Source organism: Trinickia sp. LjRoot230 (assembly GCF_964253315.1).
Taxonomy (GTDB): Bacteria; Pseudomonadota; Gammaproteobacteria; order Burkholderiales; family Burkholderiaceae; genus Trinickia.
Map to the genome: position 1 here is coordinate 2,022,283 of NZ_CAXUQX020000001.1, position 17,553 is coordinate 2,039,835.

General features: G+C 57.8%; 14 protein-coding genes and 2 pseudogenes. 9 read left to right on the top strand and 7 right to left on the bottom strand.

All coding sequences use genetic code 11. The features are described from left to right. Positions 1 to 399: 399 nt before the first annotated feature. From ACSQ20_RS09450 to ACSQ20_RS09460, 3 genes are all read left to right on the top strand, one after another. On the top strand, positions 400 to 2,322 hold the full coding sequence (locus ACSQ20_RS09450; RefSeq protein WP_436019247.1) for a PrkA family serine protein kinase: 1,923 nt from the start codon (positions 400 to 402) through the stop codon (positions 2,320 to 2,322). 128 nt (positions 2,323 to 2,450) lie between these two features. Beyond that, positions 2,451 to 3,725, top strand: a complete 1,275-nt coding sequence (locus tag ACSQ20_RS09455) for a YeaH/YhbH family protein (protein WP_436019249.1) — start codon at positions 2,451 to 2,453, stop codon at positions 3,723 to 3,725. Continuing rightward, positions 3,715 to 5,400 carry a SpoVR family protein gene (locus tag ACSQ20_RS09460; RefSeq protein WP_436019251.1) on the top strand — a complete coding sequence of 562 codons (1,686 nt, stop codon included), beginning with the start codon at positions 3,715 to 3,717 and terminating at the stop codon, positions 5,398 to 5,400. The genes ACSQ20_RS09455 and ACSQ20_RS09460 overlap by 11 nt, the downstream gene beginning before the upstream one ends. A 36-nt stretch (positions 5,401 to 5,436) precedes the next feature. Here ACSQ20_RS09460 and ACSQ20_RS09465 read toward each other — a convergent pair whose 3' ends face one another. The 3 genes and pseudogenes from ACSQ20_RS09465 to ACSQ20_RS09475 all read right to left on the bottom strand — a co-directional run. Further along, positions 5,437 to 6,084 (bottom strand): phosphoribosyltransferase, encoded by a 648-nt coding sequence (locus ACSQ20_RS09465; RefSeq protein WP_436019253.1) that lies wholly within the window; start codon positions 6,082 to 6,084, stop codon positions 5,437 to 5,439. A gap of 26 nt (positions 6,085 to 6,110) precedes the next feature. Beyond that, positions 6,111 to 6,830, bottom strand: a complete 720-nt coding sequence (locus tag ACSQ20_RS09470; RefSeq protein WP_436019255.1) for a 2OG-Fe(II) oxygenase — start codon at positions 6,828 to 6,830, stop codon at positions 6,111 to 6,113. Positions 6,831 to 7,120: 290 nt separating this feature from the next. Then, positions 7,121 to 7,501 (bottom strand): annotated as a pseudogene (locus ACSQ20_RS09475) (5-carboxymethyl-2-hydroxymuconate Delta-isomerase); the annotation flags it as partial. Positions 7,502 to 7,882: 381 nt separating this feature from the next. On the opposite strand from ACSQ20_RS09475, the pseudogene ACSQ20_RS09480 reads away from it, so the two are divergent. The 4 genes and pseudogenes from ACSQ20_RS09480 to ACSQ20_RS09495 all read left to right on the top strand — a co-directional run. Beyond that, a pseudogene (locus tag ACSQ20_RS09480) lies at positions 7,883 to 8,198 on the top strand (transposase); the annotation flags it as partial. 344 nt (positions 8,199 to 8,542) lie between these two features. Continuing rightward, positions 8,543 to 9,475 carry a transporter substrate-binding domain-containing protein gene (locus ACSQ20_RS09485; protein WP_436019257.1) on the top strand — a complete coding sequence of 311 codons (933 nt, stop codon included), beginning with the start codon at positions 8,543 to 8,545 and terminating at the stop codon, positions 9,473 to 9,475. Positions 9,476 to 9,543: 68 nt separating this feature from the next. Then, positions 9,544 to 10,827 carry an NAD(P)/FAD-dependent oxidoreductase gene (locus tag ACSQ20_RS09490; protein WP_436019259.1) on the top strand — a complete coding sequence of 428 codons (1,284 nt, stop codon included), beginning with the start codon at positions 9,544 to 9,546 and terminating at the stop codon, positions 10,825 to 10,827. A gap of 31 nt (positions 10,828 to 10,858) precedes the next feature. Beyond that, positions 10,859 to 11,155, top strand: a complete 297-nt coding sequence (locus tag ACSQ20_RS09495) for a hypothetical protein (RefSeq protein ID WP_436019261.1) — start codon at positions 10,859 to 10,861, stop codon at positions 11,153 to 11,155. A 144-nt stretch (positions 11,156 to 11,299) separates the two neighbouring features. Here ACSQ20_RS09495 and ACSQ20_RS09500 read toward each other — a convergent pair whose 3' ends face one another. Further along, positions 11,300 to 12,250, bottom strand: coding sequence for an IS5 family transposase (locus ACSQ20_RS09500; RefSeq protein ID WP_436018149.1), 951 nt, complete (start codon positions 12,248 to 12,250; stop codon positions 11,300 to 11,302). Between the two features lie 61 nt (positions 12,251 to 12,311). Between ACSQ20_RS09500 and ACSQ20_RS09505 the strand changes: the two genes are divergently transcribed. Beyond that, the gene (locus ACSQ20_RS09505; RefSeq protein ID WP_436019263.1) at positions 12,312 to 12,995 is read left to right on the top strand and encodes an amino acid ABC transporter permease; all 684 of its coding nucleotides are present in this window, start codon (positions 12,312 to 12,314) and stop codon (positions 12,993 to 12,995) included. A 116-nt stretch (positions 12,996 to 13,111) separates the two neighbouring features. On the opposite strand, the gene ACSQ20_RS09510 is transcribed toward ACSQ20_RS09505, so the two are convergent. Further along, positions 13,112 to 14,362 (bottom strand): IS256 family transposase, encoded by a 1,251-nt coding sequence (locus ACSQ20_RS09510; RefSeq protein WP_436016415.1) that lies wholly within the window; start codon positions 14,360 to 14,362, stop codon positions 13,112 to 13,114. A gap of 204 nt (positions 14,363 to 14,566) precedes the next feature. Between ACSQ20_RS09510 and ACSQ20_RS09515 the strand changes: the two genes are divergently transcribed. After that, a complete protein-coding gene (locus ACSQ20_RS09515) occupies positions 14,567 to 14,830 on the top strand; it encodes a recombinase family protein (protein ID WP_436023014.1) in 264 nt (87 codons plus the stop codon). Positions 14,831 to 15,184: 354 nt separating this feature from the next. On the opposite strand, the gene ACSQ20_RS09520 is transcribed toward ACSQ20_RS09515, so the two are convergent. Both ACSQ20_RS09520 and ACSQ20_RS09525 read right to left on the bottom strand, forming a co-directional pair. Beyond that, positions 15,185 to 16,363, bottom strand: coding sequence for a hypothetical protein (locus tag ACSQ20_RS09520; RefSeq protein ID WP_436019265.1), 1,179 nt, complete (start codon positions 16,361 to 16,363; stop codon positions 15,185 to 15,187). A gap of 418 nt (positions 16,364 to 16,781) precedes the next feature. Next, positions 16,782 to 17,438 carry an SRPBCC family protein gene (locus ACSQ20_RS09525; protein WP_436019267.1) on the bottom strand — a complete coding sequence of 219 codons (657 nt, stop codon included), beginning with the start codon at positions 17,436 to 17,438 and terminating at the stop codon, positions 16,782 to 16,784. Positions 17,439 to 17,553: the final 115 nt, after the last annotated feature.

The following is a 17,553-nucleotide window of genomic DNA, read 5'->3' on the forward strand; positions in this document are numbered from 1 at the left end:
CTACATGCGTCGACGAAAATGCGGCGTGATGCGTATAGAGGAAAAAGGCGTGCAAAGCGAGTTGATGTCGCGGTGATTCCTCAGCCGTGAACTCGCGATGCGGTCGGCGCGAAGCGAGGCCGAGCGCACGATATGTGGGATTTGAACGGCGATTTGCGGTGCGTTTTTGCAGTGCGCCCATCGATCGATGTAAGACGGCGCATGCGAGGGTATGCGACGCACCTGCACGCTGCGGACGAAGATTGTATGCGAGTGTCGGCGCATCTCCAAGTTAGTAGTCACGCGAACAAAGGAAGCCGTGAAAAATAATTTAAAAGGGTTTAGGATGAATTCGAGCGAGGTCGTTTCGGGATAGGGCACCGGACACGGCATCGATCCTTACTTCGGCGAGGAGGTAGCATGGATATTTACAGCAGCTTCGCGAGTCGCTTCGAAAAGACGCGAGAAGAGGAGTTCTCGCTCGAGGAGTACCTCGCGCTCTGCAAAGACGACCCCGCCGCGTACGCCACTGCGAGCGAACGCATGTTGACGGCTATCGGCGAGCCGGAGCCGGTTGATACACGCCACGAACCACGCTTATCGCGAATCTTCGCGAATAAGGTCATCAAGGTGTACCCGGCGTTCCGCGAGTTCTACGGAATGGAAGACGTGATCGAGCAGGTGGTCTCGTACTTTCGTCATGCCGCACAGGGTCTCGAAGAAAGAAAGCAAATTCTGTATTTGCTCGGCCCGGTTGGCGGCGGCAAGTCGTCGATCGCGGAGCGCTTGAAGCAGTTGATGGAGCACGTAGCGTTCTATTCGATCAAGGGCTCGCCCGTCAACGAATCGCCGCTGGGTCTTTTCGACTACGACGAAGACGGGCCGATTCTCGAAGAGCAATACGGCATTCCGCGGCGATACCTCAAGAGCATTTTGAGCCCGTGGGCGGTCAAGCGCCTGCACGAATATAACGGCGACATCCGCAAGTTCCGCGTCGTGCGCAGATATCCGTCGATTCTTCGCCAGATCGGGATCGCGAAGACCGAGCCCGGCGACGAAAACAACCAGGACATTTCCTCGCTGGTCGGTAAAGTCGATATCCGCAAGCTCGAGCAATACGCGCAAGATGATGCCGACGCCTACAGCTACTCGGGCGGCCTGTGTCTGGCGAACCAGGGCTTGCTTGAGTTCGTCGAAATGTTCAAAGCGCCGATCAAGGTGCTGCATCCGTTGTTGACGGCCACGCAGGAAGGCAACTTCAAGGGCACGGAAGGGTTTGGCGCAATACCGTTCGACGGCATCATCCTCGCTCACTCGAACGAGTCCGAATGGAAGACGTTCAAGAACAACCGCAACAACGAGGCGTTGCTCGATCGGATCTTCGTCGTGAAGGTGCCGTACTGCCTGCGGGTATCCGAAGAGATCAAGATCTACGAGAAGCTGATCCGCAACTCGTCACTTGCCGATGCGGTATGCGCACCAGGCACGCTGAAAATGATGGCGCAGTTTTCCGTGCTCACGCGCTTGCAGGAACCGGAGAATTCGAGCCTGTTCTCGAAGATGCAGGTGTATGACGGCGAAAACCTGAAAGACACTGATCCGAAAGCGAAGTCATACCAGGAGTATCGCGATTACGCGGGTGTCGACGAAGGCATGACCGGCATCTCCACGCGCTTTGCGTTCAAGATCATGTCGCGCGTGTTCAACTTCGATTCGATGGAAGTAGCCGCCAACCCGGTGCATTTGATGTACGTGCTCGAGCAGCAGATCGAGCGCGAGCAGTTCCCACCGGAAACGGAGCAGAAATACCTGTCGTTCATCAAGGACGTGCTGGCTTCGCGTTACGCCGAATTCATCGGCAAGGAAATCCAGACGGCCTACCTGGAGTCGTACTCGGAATACGGGCAGAACATTTTCGACCGTTACGTCACGTACGCCGATTTCTGGATTCAGGATCAGGAATTCCGGGACCACGACACAGGCGAGAGCTTCGACCGCGCAGCGCTGAACGCAGAGCTCGAGAAGATCGAAAAGCCGGCGGGCATCAGCAACCCGAAGGATTTCCGCAACGAGATCGTCAATTTCGTGCTGCGGGCACGGGCGGCGAACGGCGGCAAGAATCCGGCATGGGTCAGCTACGAGAAGCTGCGTGTGGTGATCGAGAAGAAAATGTTCTCGAATACCGAGGAACTGTTGCCGGTTATTTCGTTCAATGCCAAAGGTTCGGCAGAGGAGCAACGCAAGCACGAAGATTTCGTCAATCGGATGGTTGCAAAAGGTTATACGCCGAAACAAGTACGCCTGCTGTGCGACTGGTACTTGCGCGTGCGTAAGTCGTCGTAACGTAAGGCAGTGCGTTCGTCCTGCCGGAAAGCAGGGCGAACGCTTCGCGAGATGCGTTCAGGCGCGGGCACGATGCCTGCGAACTGGCTACGCATGTCGCTTTCAGGAATCAAAGCGGGAGACTGGATGTGCTTCATCAAATCATCGACCGCAGGCTGGCAGGGAAGAACAAGAGCATTGCGAATCGTGAACGTTTTTTACGTCGCGTAAAGAATTACATTCGGCGTGCCGTCTCCGAGGCGGTGCGAGATCGGAGCATCAAGGACATTCAAAGCACGCAGAGCATCACGATTCCTCGCAAGGATATCGCTGAGCCGCTGTTCCGGCATGGTCCCGGCGGCAAGCGGGAAATTGTCCATCCGGGTAATGAGGATTACATCCGCGGCGATAAAATCCCACGCCCGAACGGCGGTGGTGGAGGCGGTGGCAGCCAGGCCAGCAACGACGGAGAGGGGCAGGACGACTTCGTCTTCGAGTTGAGTCGCGAAGAATTCATGCAGTATTTTTTCGACGATCTCGAGTTGCCCCGGCTCGTGAAGACGCATCTGCTTGCCGTGCCCACCTGGAAGAATATCCGGGCCGGCTGGGCCGCCGAAGGCACGCCGAACAATATCGACGTCGTGCGTTCATTGCGCAGCGCGCTGGGACGCCGCATTGCGCTCGGCGCGCCGCTCGTCAATCAGTTGCGCGAACTCGAACGCCAGTTGGAGGACCTCAAGAACGAGCCGGGCGACACGGGCGACGAAATCAAACGCCGCGAAGAGGAAATTCACCACTTGCGCGGACGCATCTGGCGCATTCCGTTCATCGACCCGTTCGACTTGCGCTACATCAACCGCGTCAAGCAGCCACAGCCTTCGAGCCAAGCTGTGATGTTTTGCCTGATGGACGTCTCTGGTTCGATGGACGAGCAGCGCAAGGATTTGGCCAAGCGCTTCTTTATCCTGCTCTATCTGTTTTTGCGACGGAATTACGAAAAGATCGAGGTCGTCTTCATCCGCCATCACACACGTGCTGAGGAAGTCGACGAAGATACGTTCTTTCACTCGACGGAAAGTGGCGGAACGGTCGTTTCGAGCGCGCTTGAACTGATGCGCAAAGTGATGACCGAGCGTTATTCACCGACGGAATGGAACATTTATGGCGCGCAGGCATCGGACGGCGACAATTGGACCGACGATTCGCCGAAATGCCGCCGCATTTTGCTCGACGACATCCTCCCCATGGTGCGCTACTTCGCGTATATTCAGGTCGCACCGGAAGAGCAGAATCTTTGGCTCGAGTACGCGCAATTGGCATTGACGCAACCGCATTTGGCAATGAAGAAGGTGGATGCCGCGGCTGATATCTACCCTGTTTTCAGGGAGTTATTCGAGAAGCAGGTGGCAAGTCATGAGTACTAAGCATCTGCATAACGAATCGCGTGGATATCAGCCGGAGCGTCGCCGTAAGGGCTCACATGGGAACGGGCCGCACGGACAGGGCAAGCACGGCGATATCGAGCCGACGCCAAGCCGTGTCGAAGTGCCGCCCGCGCCGCAAGGGGAACGCCGCATGAACGTTGCCAACCGCAGACCGCTGCCGTGGCCCTCAGACTGGACGTTCGAGCTGATCGAGGAATACGACACGCATATCGCGCAAGTCGCCGAGCAATACCAGCTCGACGTCTATCCGATTCAACTCGAACTCATCAGCGCGGAACAGATGATGGACGCTTATGCGTCTGTCGGCATGCCCGTGAACTACCGTCACTGGTCGTTCGGCAAGCACTTTTTGTCGACGGAAAAGAGCTACCGCCGCGGGCAAATGGGGCTCGCTTATGAAATCGTCATTAATTCGAATCCTTGCATCGCGTATTTGATGGAAGAGAACACGATGACGATGCAGGCCCTGGTCATTGCGCATGCCGCATACGGGCACAACTCGTTTTTCAAGGGCAATTATCTATTCAAGCTTTGGACGGATGCCCATGCGATTGTCGATTACCTCGTCTATGCGAAGAATTACATCGCCGAATGCGAAGAGCGCTTTGGCCTTGATCGCGTCGAAGAACTGCTCGACTCATGCCATGCGTTGATGAACTACGGAGTCGATCGCTACAAGCGGCCGCAGAGACCTTCGCTTGCGAAGGAGTCCGAATTGCGCCGCGACCGCGAGGCCTATCTGCAATCACAGGTCAATGAACTCTGGCGTACGCTGCCGGCGCGCAACGAGCCCGCAGCGACGGAAGAGGAGGAGCGGTATCCGCCTGAGCCTCAGGAAAATCTGCTGTACTTTGCCGAGAAGAACGCCCCGTTGCTCGAGCCGTGGGAGCGCGAAGTGATCCGCATCGTGCGCAAGATCGGCCAGTATTTCTATCCGCAGCGGCAAACGCAGGTCATGAACGAAGGCTGGGCCACCTTCTGGCACTACACGTTGCTCAATACGATGTACAACCAGGGGTTGCTCGAAGACGGTTTTATGATGGAGTTCCTGCACTCGCACAGCAACGTCATCTACCAGCCGCCGGTCACCAAGCCTTATTACAGCGGCATCAATCCGTATGCGCTCGGGTTCTCGATGATGAGCGACATCCGCCGTATTTGCGAGTCGCCCACTGACGAAGACCGCAAGTGGTTTCCGGAGATTGCCGACTCGCCGTGGCTGGACACGCTGCATTACGCGATGCGCAATTTCAAGGACGAAAGTTTCATCGCGCAGTATTTATCGCCGCATCTGATTCGCGATATGCGGCTTTTCTCGGTGCTCGATGACGATACGCGCGAGGCCCTCGAAGTCTCTGCCATTCATGACGATAGCGGTTATCAGCACGTGCGGCAGTCCTTGTCGCGGCAGTACGACATGCATCACCGCGAACCGAACATCCAGGTATGGTCAGTCAATACGCGCGGGGATCGGAGTTTGACGCTGCGGCATTTCATGAGCGATAACCGGCATCTGCATGGCGATACCGAGGAAGTGCTCAAGCATATGGCGCGGCTGTGGCAGTTCGACGTCTTTCTGGAGAGCGTCGACGAGAACGGCACCGTTAGAAAACGCTACGAGTGTCGGTATGTGGCGCCTGAGCTGAGGCTTTGACGGCGCGCGGGCAGGGCTGAGTCACAAATCGATCGTTCATTGGCGGCGCGAGCGTGAGAGCAGGTCGAGGACTTCGCCGTCGCTCGTCTGTGCGAATTCATCGTAGTGTTGACCGACGCTGAGAAAAAGCGTCGGTTGGGCTACGCAGACGAACTCGTCGACGATGTCCTCAAACGCTGCTTGCACGCCGGCGGGCGCGACGGGCACGGCGACGATGACGTGTGCCGGGTGCCTTTCGCGCAGCGCGTGCGCGGCTGCTTGCATCGTGGCGCCGGTCGCAATACCGTCGTCGACGACGATGACCGTCTTGCTTTCGACTTCGAGCGAGGTGTTGTCTGCGTGGTACAGCTTCTCCTGCCTTGCGAGTTCCGCCGTCTGCTGCGCGAGCACCGATTCGAATTGCGCCTGCGATACGTGCGCCGAGCGGACGATGTCGCGATCCACGAATTGAGCGCCGGCGGACGCAATCGCCCCCATTGCCAGCTCGGGTTGTCCTGGCACCCCCAGCTTTCGAACCAGCAACACATCGAGTTTCGCACCGAGCGCCGCGGCGAGTTCGAACGCCACCGGCACGCCGCCGCGCGGCAGCGCGAGCACCACGGTGTCGGGGCTGCGGTAGTCCTTTAGGCGCTCGGCGAGCATGCGGCCCGCCTCGGCCCGATCCTTGAACAATGCGTGCATCATCGTCGCGATCAGCCGGTGCTTGCGCGTTACAGCGCGTCGTGAAAAATAATGCCGACCGTATGCCGGTGTCCTGATCGCACGCGGCTTACGCCGTGCCGCAGATTGACCCGATAGGTTCCGCGCGTGCCTTGTGCCGGCCGATGACTGACAGCGAATACGACGGCATCCCCCCGAGCGAGCGGCACGACTTCTACACGCGATTGCATCCGCGGCCGCTGCTCGGTCAATACAAACTCTCCGCCGGTGAAGTCTTCTCCCGGCTGCGAAAGCAGGATCGCCACTTGCAATGGAAACACATGCTCGCCGTATAGATCCTGGTGCAGACAATTGTAGTCGCCGTCTTCGTATTGGAGTAGCAGTGGAGTGGGGCGCGTTTGTCCCGCCGCGTGACAACGGTGGATAAACGCGGCGTGTGTGCGTGGATACCTGACGTCCGAGCCGAGCGACTCGTTCCAATGATTGGCGATCGGAACGAGAAACGGATAAATCGCTTCTCGTAATGCTGCGACGAGATCGGGCAGCGGGTAGGCAAAGTACTTGTACTCGCCTTGGCCGAAACCGTGGCGGGTCATGACGACTCGGCTGCGAAAGCAGGTGTCGTCCGCGTACAAGGCCGCTATAGCGCGACATTGCTCCTTGGATAAAAGGTGCGGGATCACCGCAACGCCTGATTCGTCTAGCGCACGGCCGAGCGTTTGCCAATCCAGTGTTTGGACGAGATCGGTGCCGTAGGCGGGCGTACTCACGATGAACTCCGGGACAGATCGATGTCCTTCAAAGTACCTCGCGTTGAATGGGCGTGCACTCCGAACCTTGCGGTTTTGTTCGAGCTAACGATTGAACAACGATCGCCGCCTGCTGGACGGAGTGACGCAATGCGCAACGCAACATCGCGCGCGTAGAAGAGGCGAGGTTGCTACGATCGGCGGTGTCGGTATTTCGGCTAGAGTGATTGCGGCCGCCGCCGCTTCGGATACAACGGCGGCGGCGGCATTGCGATCTGCACGGCTGTGTCCGCGTACGCCGTTTCGCCCTTGACGAAGCGCGAGTGCATATTGTTTTCGACATGAAAGCCGTGCGTATCGAATTCAGTCAGCTCCAATGTCAAACCGAGGTAGCGCCGCGCGAAGACGTCGGCGAGGTGAGCACGCAACGCCATAAACAATTCGGCGCAAATCGGCCCTGTGACCGCTTTTGGCCGGCCCGCCTTGACGCGGAAGGCGACGTGGATAAAGGCGCCATCTGCGGCGCCGTCCGCCATGCGGTACTGGTCCAACCGCAGCGCGCGCGTACGGACGCCTCCTGGCGGGAATACATCCGCATGCCGAATCAACACATCACTCAGCACTCGCATGAGCTCCGCGATCCGAGCATCGGCTTCGACGTTTGCGGTGTATTCGATAATGATATGCGGCATGAGAAGCCCCCCGGAGCCTACGGCGGCTCCACGATCGTCCCGGACGACGCAACTTAATGATTCCAGGGAAAACCGTGTCCAAAACAACCACGTTGCGTAGGAAGCGGTAGCCGTAGCGGGCGATTGTCACTGACCTGTGAGCAGAGGAATTGGAAACGATGCCGCAGTCCGAAGACGACGTTGGGGCGTGCCTCATCAATTTGACATAATGCGAATTATCACTGAAACGAATGTGGGCGCTTTTTAGATGGAATGGTCGCCTCCCGCCTTAACGCGTCGCCCGACGCCACAGGCACTGCGTTTTGCAGCATGCGACATTGCTGTTCGGCAGTCCTGCCGACAAGGAGAACCAAACAGCGCATTCTCGAATGGCGCAGCAACGATGAAAATGCGTTTCACTCAGCACGGGAGTTTGCCGCCTATCTTGGCCTCGTGCCGCGTCAGAACGGCTCGGGCGGCAAGGTGAAGCTCGGCGGCATCAGCAAGCGCGGTGATTGATGTGTATTTGCGCACGCTGCTGATCCACGGCGCGCGATCAGTCATCTCCAGCGCAAGGCACTTGCCCGAGCATTTGCGTCAGATGCTATCCCGACGTCCAACGAATGTTGTCGCTGTAGCACTCGCCAACAAGATGGCGCGAACGATCTGGGCGCTGCTCGCCTATGGTCGAACGTATCAGGTGACGCCAGCGCAGTGAATGACGCATTGAAGCCCTTTAACCCATCCAAGGTTGCACAGGTGTATTGAGCGATGGCAAGACAGGTTGGACCGCGCAAAGGCAAACCTGAGACATTACTCGGACTTCGAGTCCGCTATTTAGATTAGGACCTTTGCGGCGAAATCCATCGGGGCCGGCGAGCATGCCCGCGATCGAGTCCGGATATAAGTCCGCAACCACCCTCCTCGCCATGAACAATTGCCTTGCAAATGGGAGGCGACCATATAAGTAATGTCCGCTTTTATCTGGCCGCGACCCGTGCCAGGCGGACTTGATGCAGTCGCAGAACGACTTGATGCCTTTTTATTAGTAGCGCGCCTCCCGTGCGCGCCGTACAGTCGCGCCAGCAAAGACGGAACGACGAGGAGTCCTTCAGGCTACCCGTGCGCCAAAACAATAAACAGGAGACACGCAACATGGTTACGACAATTCTAAGCAGATTTCTAGGGTTTACGATCGGCGCGAGCGTTGCCCTTACCGCGATCAATGCTCAGGCGGGCGCAACACTGGACCGGGTCATGAAGAACGGCAACATGGTGGTGGCAACGAGCGGCAAATGGCCTCCACAGGCGTTCCTGAACGACAAACACGAATTCGACGGTTTCGATATCGACGTCGCAAAGGAAATCGCGCGCCGTCTCGGCGTCAAGGTATCGTTCGATACGCCTCAGTTCAGTCTGATGACCGGTGGGCATTGGCACGGCCGCTGGGATCTCTCGGTTCTTTCCGTAACTCCGACTAAACCGCGCGCCCTACTGCTTGATTTCCCCGCTGTCTATTACTACAGCCCATACGTGTTCGTTGTAAACAAAGACTCGAAAGCCACGACACGTGCGGATCTGAACAATAAGATCATCGGCGTGGAAGCGGGCACTACTTCGGAAGACTACGCGCAAGGGCACCTTGAAATCGCGGGTCCCGATGTCCCCCCGTTCAAGTACATGTCGCAGAAACCGAAGGAAATAAAGACGTATACGGACTCCATGCTCCCCTACGACGACCTGCGTCTCGGCGACGGCAAGCGTCTGGACGGCATCATCACGCCGGAGCAGACCGCGATCGCGGCGATCAAGAGCGGTTATCCAGTGAAGATCATCCCGGGTGACTACGCGTATCGTGAACCGCTTGCCATCGTTGCCGACAAGGGCGATGCGCAATGGGACAAGAAAGTCGGCGACGTGGTCCACCAGATGAAGCAGGACGGCACATTGACCAAAATAAGCATGAAGTGGTTCGGTCGCGATTACACACAATGAGCGATAGCGGCGGCTTGCGCTGTCGCGTAGCCTGACCGACAAGCACAACAACTGGTGCGACTCACAAGATGGCTTCTTACCCGGACACGTATTACACGCGAACCCTTCGAACCTCCGAGTCAAGACCGCGGCTAAGCGGGGCCAAAGAGGTCGACGTCTGCATCGTTGGCGCCGGCCTGGCAGGCATTACCGCTGCATTGGAGTTGCTCCGGCGTGGCCGCTCGGTCATTTTGCTGGAGGCGCAACGTGTATCGTGGGGCGCGTCGGGGCGCAACGGGGGCGTCGTCAGCCCCGGCTATTCAACGAGCTTTGCTCGAATCGCCCAGCGTACGGGCATCGACGATGCCAAATCCATCTACCGCATGTCGATAGAAGGCGTCAACATCGTGGCCGGCAATATTGCGCAACTCGATATTCGCGAGGCACAGCAGGTTCACGGCGTGCTTCGCACAACCCGTCATGAGAACGCCGCCGAAATGCGTGCCCATCAATCGTGGATGGCGCATGAGTTTCAGTACGACCTTGCGTTCAAATCAACTGAAGAAGTACGCGAATTGCTGGTATCGAGCAAATACCGTCAGGCGCTATACGACGGGCGAGCTTTCCACTTTCATCCACTGAACTACGCGCGTGCGCTGGTTGCAGAGATCGATCGCCTGGGTGGGCAGGTATTCGAAGACTCGGAAGTCATATCGTTCGACTCGACTTCAGCCATTAAACGGATGAAGACCGCTAGAGGCACCGTTAGCGCTCGTGACGTCATTTTCGCCTGCGGCGGCTATACCGGTGGCCTGGTTCCTGAACTGGCTCGCAGCTATCTGCCGATCTCGACCTATATGCTTTTGACCGAACCGGCCAAAGACCAGATCGCTACAGCGATTCGCACGACGGCATCCGTAGGGGACAGCCGTCGAGCCAGCGATTATTACCGCCTGGTGGACGGCGGCGAGCGCGTTCTGTGGGGCGGCACGATCACGACGCGCACCTCGGAGCCGGATCGGCTGGCCGAAATCCTTCGCAATCGAATGGTCGACACCTATCCCCAGTTGAGCGATATGAAAGTGGCGATCGCGTGGTCTGGACGGATGTCGTATGCAAGGCATCTGATGCCGCTTATCGGTCAACTACAAACGGGCGTGTGGTACTGCATGGGCTTCGGCGGCCACGGGATGAATACGACGGCAATCGGCGGCCGGCTGATAGCGCAAGGCATTACGGGTGAGACCGATCGATACAGGATATTCGCGCCTTTTGGTTTGCAATGGAATGGCGGCCCAGCCGGCACCGCAGCCGTGCAACTCACGTACTGGTACTACCAGTTAATGGATTTCATGCGAGAACGCGCGGCGTAAAAAAAGCGCGTCGGCTTATCTGGAGGCAGACATGTTTGCGGAAGATGTTGCCGGAGCCCCGAAGCACAATCCGGGTGTCGTTCTGACCTTGCTGGGTTTGTTACTGATCGTCGGCTATTACGCCGTGCACGTCGTGCCGGACTGGCTTGCCGGTGCAGCGCACGGCTTTCCAGCGGCTAGTCTGGATGCAGATCTGGTCAGAAAATTAATAGGCGGCACGATGGTTGTCGCGGCGTTTGTCGCGAATTGCTATCTGCTGTTGCGTCTGTCGGTGCGACTGCAAATCATCGTCGTGTGGATTGAACTGGCGCTGCTAGGGAACATCTGATCTATTGACGTTTTGAACGTTGACGTTCATGCCAGCAATTTTCTGCGAGCTTCGATGATCGATTTTTCCGGCCATCACGCTACCAATCGAGGCCATATCGGCCCCGAGCGCCGATTTTCCGAGGCAGCGGACGGATTTTTCCCATCAAGCCATCAGCTTTCGCCTCGCTAGATAAAGATTCGTCAGGCCGATCAGCGAGAACACCTGCGCCGCGTTCTTCGCCAGCCCTTTGTAGCGCACCTTCGCGTAGCCAAATTGCCGCTTGATCACCCGAAACACGTGCTCGACCCGGGCCCGGATCGAGGACATCCGGTGATTGAAGCGCTTGTTTGCGCTCGTCAGCGGATACGGCTTGCTGCCCTTGAGCGCAACACCCCAGAACACACCGGCTTCACGCGCCAGACGCTTGAACGCGTTGTTCACGTAGCCCTTGTCGCCGAACACCGCCCGATCGCTCTCTCGCAGCAGCACCGGCAACTCGCTCACGTCCGCCGTGTTGGCCGGCGTCACCGATACCGTATGCACCAGGCCGCTATCGACGTCCGCCCCAACGTGGATCTTCATGCCAAAGAACCACTGGTTCCCCTTCTTCGTCTGATGCATCTCCGGGTCGCGCTGCTTGCCCTCGTTCTTCGTCGACGGCGGCGCATGGATGATCGTCGCGTCTACCATCGTGCCGCCCTTGAGCAGCATGCCCCGTGCTTCCAGCGTCTCGTTGATGACGTTCATCATCTTCGAGGTCAACCCGTGCTGCTCCAGCAGATGTCGGAACTTGAGGATCGTCGTCTCATCGGGCAGCGCATCGTCCGACAGTTCAAGCTGCGCGAACCGGCGCATCGATTCGATCTCGTAGAGCGCGTCTTCCATCGCCGGGTCCGACAACGCGTACCACTGCTGCATGAAGTAAATCCGCAGCATCGTGGCCAACGGCATCGGCGGTCGGCCACGCCGGCCCGACTTCGGATAGTGCGGCTCGATCACCGCCAGCAACGCCGTCCACGGCACCACCGCTTCCATTTCCGTCAGGAAACGCTCCCGGCGCGTCTGCTTCTTCTTTCCATCAAACGCCAGCGAGGCGAACGTCGTTTGTTTCATGGCTCGGAGGCAAGTGGCAACGGATCAATCTTAACGGCTCGAATAGATCAGATGCTCCCTAGTGGTGCTGTTTTTCTCCACCTTCAACCTGAGCTTCGAGTTCATCGAGCGAAAAATCGGCTATCTGCTGATGCAGGGCGCGACGACGACGCTCTACATCTCCGCGATCTCGATTGCGATTGCATTTGTGCTTGCATTGATCGGTGCGCTTGCAAAACTGTCGTCGAATGGTATCGCGATTGGTATTGCGACGTTCTATACGTCGTTGTTTCGGGGCTTGCCGTTGCTGATGCAAATCTTCATTTTGTACCTGGGTTTGCCGCAGTTGGGTTACATCGTCAACCCGATACCCGCCGGCGTCGCTGCGTTGTCGCTCTGCTACGGCGCTTACATGACTGAAATTTTTCGGGCCGGCATTCAAAGCATTCCAAGAGGACAATGGGACGCAGCCCGCGCTCTCGGTCTGAGTCACGGCATGATGATGCGGCTGGTCATTCTTCCTCAGGCGTTGCGGATCATTATTCCGCCGACAGGGAATCAATTTATCGCGATGCTTAAGGACAGTTCTCTGGTGTCGGTCGTCGGCGTATGGGAATTGACGTACGTGGCGACTACCGAGGGGCAGCGTGAATTCCGGCATATGGAAATGCTGATTACCGCCGCCTTGGTCTACTGGGTGCTATCCATGATGCTGGAGGTGATCCAGTCCCGCATTGAACGCAGATACAGGAAATCTACGCGATGACGCTCGTCGCCGATCTTTCTCAAGGATGCGGAATGGAAGTTGGGGTTCGGGGAGCAATGGAACAGCCAACCGACTTGGGGTTGTCAGAATTTCTGTGTTCAAGGCGGGGCTAAGATTCACACGGATGGTCGCACGAATCGGTCGGCGTAAAGGATAGCGAATTGGTTCATGGCCTGCTTCCAATCGTGAGCAGAGCGACTCCAGCCGGCCGTGATGTTGCGCAGTGCAAGCCAGATGAGTTTCGTGGCGGCATCATCGGTGGGGAAGTGGCCTCGCGTTTTGATGATCTTGCGCAGTTGCGCGTTGATGTTCTCAATGGCATTCGTTGTGTAGATCACCTTGCGCACCGCTGGCGGGAACGCAAAGAACGGAATCACGCGATCCCAAGCGTTGCGCCAGGCGGCGCTGACGGTCGGGAACCGTTGCCCCCAAGGCCCTTGGGCGAAGGCATCGAGTTCGGCCTGCGCTGCCTCGACGCTCGGGGCTGTGTAGATCGGTCGAATCGCCGCAGCCAACGCCTTACGGTCCTTCCAGCTCGCGTACTCAAGGCTGTTGCGAATCAGGTGGACGATGCAAGTCTGTAGCGTGGTTGCCGGAAATACGACCGCCAATGCCTCGGGCATGCCCTTCAGGCCGTCGGTCACGGCGATCAAGATGTCGTGGACGCCTCGGGTCTTGAGATCGTTGAACACCTTCATCCAGAACTTGGCACCCTCGGTGTTCTCGATCCACAGGCCCAGAATATCGCGCGTGCCGTCGGGCAGCACGCCAAGTGCAAGGTAGACGGCCTTATTTCGCACGACCGCGTCTTCGCGAATCTTGACCCGCAGCGCATCGAAGAACACCACGGGATACATCGGTTCGAGCGGCCGGGATTGCCATGCGGTGACTTCCGCCATCACCTCGTCGGTCACCGAACTGATGAAATCGGGCGAGACCTCCGTGCCGTACTGCTCCTGCAAAAAGCCCTGAATCTCGCGTACGGTCATGCCGCGGGCGTACATGGCGACGATCTTCTCGTCGAAGCCCGTGAAGCGTCGTCCGTGCTTCGGAATCAGCAGCGGCTCGAAGCTGCCATCGCGATCGCGTGGCACTTCGATGCGCATTGGACCGTCTTCGGTCAGCACCGTCTTGGCGCCAGTGCCGTTGCGCTGGTTCGTCACAGCAGCGGGCTTGGCCGCGCCAGACGGATAGCCGAGATGATGATTCATCTCGCCACCCAGCGCCCGCTCTATCAACGCCTTTTTCAGAGCCATCGTCGCGGCGTTAATCGATTCGGCTGTCATCGGGCCGCTGCCGAATTGCTCAAGCAGCTCGGCGGGGATCGCCGGCAGGTCTGCAGGTAGGGCTTTCAGTTTGCGAGGCATATATTCTCCTGGGGAGCATCATATGCCTTGAACACGAAATTGCTGACAGACCCACCGACTTAAGCGTCATTTGGGCGCCGGAGCGGTCGTAGTTCGCCGCGAGCGCCGGCATCAGGCACCGCAAACGAATATCGCCCCAGTAGGTTGATATGGTCGTGGCCAAACGAGTTGACGCGCGTCATCGAACAGCTACGCGAGGGCGATGTGCTCATCGTCTGGAAACTGGATCGACTCTCGCGGTCCCTGAAAGATGTGCTGATCCTGATGGAACACATCGAGCAGGCCGGAGCCGGCTTCCGAAGCCTGACCGAGGCGATCGATACCACCTCGCCAGCGGGTCGGATGATGATGCAGATCGTCGGCTCATTTGCGGAATTCGAACGAGAGATGCTGCGCGAACGGACCCTGTTTGGCGTCCATCCCTCTACCGTGGCACGCCTTCTTGCCCGACAACGTCTTGAAGAATAGTCGTAACTCCGTAGTCGTCCTGACTTCGTGCCGCAATCAGATCATCTCCTATGATTGCGCACTCCAGCGGTGTTATAAGTTGAGCGGCTGCTCCATTGCCCCCGAACCCCGTGATCAAGCACAAGCACCACACAAGTCCCCCGTCGGTCTGCGAGCGCCCTCACCTGAAGCGTGATCGCCCTGCTCGTTCAGGTGCGTGCCTGCTTGCTTTCTACGCTGCCTTGGATCAAACAGCCTCCACGAAACCCGCCGTCAAATTGCCAATCCATCTGGCTTGACTTTAGCTCCTTTTCCTCTTCAGTTCGTATTTCTGCCACCGCTGCAGTGTTTTCACAAAGTACCGATCGCCAGTTTTCACTCCGTGCTCGGCCATTTCGATGATCGCCATTGGGCGCTGAATAGCCCGATGGGCCCCTGCCCAGTATAAGTCGCGGTGACGCTCAAACATAAAGACCGCATCGCGTGCATCGCTTCCGGATCACAGTGCCGAAGGACGCTCAAAACCGCGTCGCGAGAGAAGCCGCGCTGGTGCAGTCCGCTACCGAGCATTAAAGCGCTTTGCAATGCAAGGTGGCCATTATCATGGTTCGCTATGCGGACAATCTGCTCCATTGACAAGCCCACATACTCGAGCGGCACATGAAGCTGCGTCATCTCGCGCAGCGCTTCGGCGCCCGCTTTCTTGGTCGCGATATCCGTGATGTCGCGCGGCGACAGGCCGGCAGTTATCAAGTCAGCATAATATGTCTTGACCGCCTGCAATGCGTCGATTCCGCCCGTCTCAGCGATCCGTGCAACGTCGCTTTCATCGATCGAGTAGGGCGGCTCGACGAGAATGGATGAGACGGTTGCCATCAGTTCCACATCGACTGAAGCGTGGTTTTCTCTAGCTGACCGATGAGCTTGCGTGGCCCAAACTAGCGAAGGTTTAGTGCTCAATACCGAGCTAGGCCTCGGCTTCAGGTTTGCTGGATTGGTTCTCGATCTCCATTCCAACGGGTCAAACGTCCTTTTTTCCAGCTGCTTGAGCGTGCGACGCACCTCGCGGGGATTTTTGGCAATCTCGACCAGTTGGGGCAGAGTGGTGTAACTCTGCTGGGCAAAGCGCTCCAATAACAAAACGAGGTTTCGTAGCACATCGTCATGCGAAGGATCTTCCGCCAGGCGAAGCATCTCGCGCATCGTAGGCACATCGCTGTAGTGAAGGGCGGTTGTAATGGTGTCTGAGGAAAATTCGCGGTCTCTCAGTGCGCCATACAACACGACCGTTTGCCGCAGTCTCCAGGCGCCTGCGCCGTCGCCGTCGCTCGCCACGCGCACGATTTCGTACCTTGGGAACCCCATATCGCTTAACAAGCCGCAAAGTTCGACTACCACTGGCAGCGTTTCGGCAGCTCCTTTGTTGCTGGCCATGAATGTTATGTCGGCTGGAGAAAAGCCCGACATAGCGAGGCTGAGCCAATTGAGCATCACCGCTTGCAGCGCTTCGATCCCGCCATATTTAGCGATCTGGGCAACGTCGGATTCGTCCATCTCATACGGTCGCTGAATGAGCGCAGATTTAGCGTCTTGTACGGACAGGGCCTTGATATCTCGCACAGCGGGATCGGGCCGTTTCTCTTGTTCTCCGTCCGTTCCATGGGAAGCACCATGTATGTCGGGAAACGATGCGCTTCGGATCCTACCAACTGGCGCTTGAGCTGGGGGCGCATGATGTGCGATGGATGGTTCGTCTTCACAATTATTGCGCATCGGACGGGGCTGCAACAGCTCCTGGAGAACGGGGTTCGTTCCCGGGGATGAGCCAATGTGGGGTGAGCTTGCTAGCGGCGGGCTTTCGTGCCCAGGATCATGATCAGACGCGGCATCGACAGCCGTGCGAGAGAACGGTCGACGAGGAATCAGGGACATGAGAGCCTCCTTTACTCAGAGAGCCGCCGCTCATAGGCCTTTAATTGCTCCTTGAGCTCCAGCTTTTCTCGGCAACCCAACGCAGAGTTGCCAGCCAGAGGTCGTGACCACGGTGCATCAGCCCTTCATCGTTCTTGCGAAGGTCGGCAGCATCGGGGCCATTACCTACTTCATCGGTCACAACTTGGCAGCCGTTGCCACGAGGTATGAGGTACCACGTGTGATAGAAGGCCGGCTTGGTGCCCGGCGCGTAGCCGAACCAGCTAATGCGCGAGAACGGTACGAACTCGTCGATCTTGCTCTCGATGGGCAGACCGAACGTGGTCCAGCGGAACGTGCTCTCTTCCTTGAGCACAGAACCCGCGTCACTGATGATGTGGACATCTTTGGAGTTGGGGTACCACTGAGGCCACTTCGGCGCCTCGATGATGTGCTGCCAGACGCGTTCACACGTTGCGTTGATGAACAACTCATTGTGCGAAAAGAGGTCAGCCTTGCGCGGATCGAAGCCGGCCGGCCAGTGGATGTCCGGTGAGCGGTTGGCGAGATCGTCTTTCATGGACATGGTGCCGCTCCTTTGATGATTGGCGGTTTGTGAGAACGCTGGACTTGTTGCCGCCAATGCCACGATGGACACGAAGGCGACGGCCAGACGTGAAAGTCCTTGGCGAACGACGAATTTGTTTGCTTTGAGCATGGGCTCCCCTTTCTAGATTGCCGAGCGGTCGACGGAGATGGGTCGCGTGACGTTCCTCGTAGTCGGTTGACGCCTCGTCGTGACATGCATTCTGGTGACAAGGCCAACAAAAGGC

What these genes read in the sequence shown, in the direction of transcription:
- ACSQ20_RS09450 (WP_436019247.1), top strand. Translation starts at nt 400, where the DNA reads ATGGATATTTACAGCAGCTTCGCGAGTCGCTTCGAAAAGACGCGAGAA.
- ACSQ20_RS09460 (WP_436019251.1), top strand. Translation starts at nt 3,715, where the DNA reads ATGAGTACTAAGCATCTGCATAACGAATCGCGTGGATATCAGCCGGAG.
- ACSQ20_RS09465 (WP_436019253.1), bottom strand. Translation starts at nt 6,084, where the DNA reads ATGATGCACGCATTGTTCAAGGATCGGGCCGAGGCGGGCCGCATGCTC.
- ACSQ20_RS09490 (WP_436019259.1), top strand. Translation starts at nt 9,544, where the DNA reads ATGGCTTCTTACCCGGACACGTATTACACGCGAACCCTTCGAACCTCC.
- ACSQ20_RS09495 (WP_436019261.1), top strand. Translation starts at nt 10,859, where the DNA reads ATGTTTGCGGAAGATGTTGCCGGAGCCCCGAAGCACAATCCGGGTGTC.
- ACSQ20_RS09500 (WP_436018149.1), bottom strand. Translation starts at nt 12,250, where the DNA reads ATGAAACAAACGACGTTCGCCTCGCTGGCGTTTGATGGAAAGAAGAAG.
- ACSQ20_RS09510 (WP_436016415.1), bottom strand. Translation starts at nt 14,362, where the DNA reads ATGCCTCGCAAACTGAAAGCCCTACCTGCAGACCTGCCGGCGATCCCC.
- ACSQ20_RS09520 (WP_436019265.1), bottom strand. Translation starts at nt 16,363, where the DNA reads ATGGACGAATCCGACGTTGCCCAGATCGCTAAATATGGCGGGATCGAA.
- ACSQ20_RS09525 (WP_436019267.1), bottom strand. Translation starts at nt 17,438, where the DNA reads ATGCTCAAAGCAAACAAATTCGTCGTTCGCCAAGGACTTTCACGTCTG.